This is a genomic window from Pseudoalteromonas sp. MER144-MNA-CIBAN-0113 (assembly GCF_040308965.1).
Taxonomy (GTDB): Bacteria; Pseudomonadota; Gammaproteobacteria; order Enterobacterales; family Alteromonadaceae; genus Pseudoalteromonas; species Pseudoalteromonas tetraodonis.
This window is the reverse complement of sequence record NZ_JBEOOG010000432.1, coordinates 1-259: the sequence shown is the minus strand read 5'-3', so window position 1 is coordinate 259 and position 259 is coordinate 1. Positions and strand designations below refer to the sequence as shown.

The window sequence follows — 259 nt, the reverse complement described above, 5'->3', positions numbered from 1 at the left end:
ATGATGACATCAGTGGCTATTAATGGTCATGCGCCATACCGCCAAGTATTGACTCATGGTTTTACTGTTGATGAAAACGGTCGCAAAATGTCTAAGTCGCTAGGCAATGTTATTTCTCCACAAAATGTGATGAATAAACTAGGTGCCGACATTCTTCGTTTATGGGTTGCCTCTACCGATTACACGGCAGAAATGACTGTGTCGGATGAAATATTTAAACGCTCTGCCGATCGCTACCGCCGTATTCGTAACACTAGCC

1 protein-coding gene is annotated in these 259 nt (G+C 43.6%); it reads left to right on the top strand.

Going from position 1 to position 259, the window contains the following annotated elements; translation table 11 throughout:
* Positions 1-259 (top strand): class I tRNA ligase family protein (locus AAEY57_RS20375; RefSeq protein WP_350608708.1); only part of this gene is annotated, 259 nt, incomplete at both ends.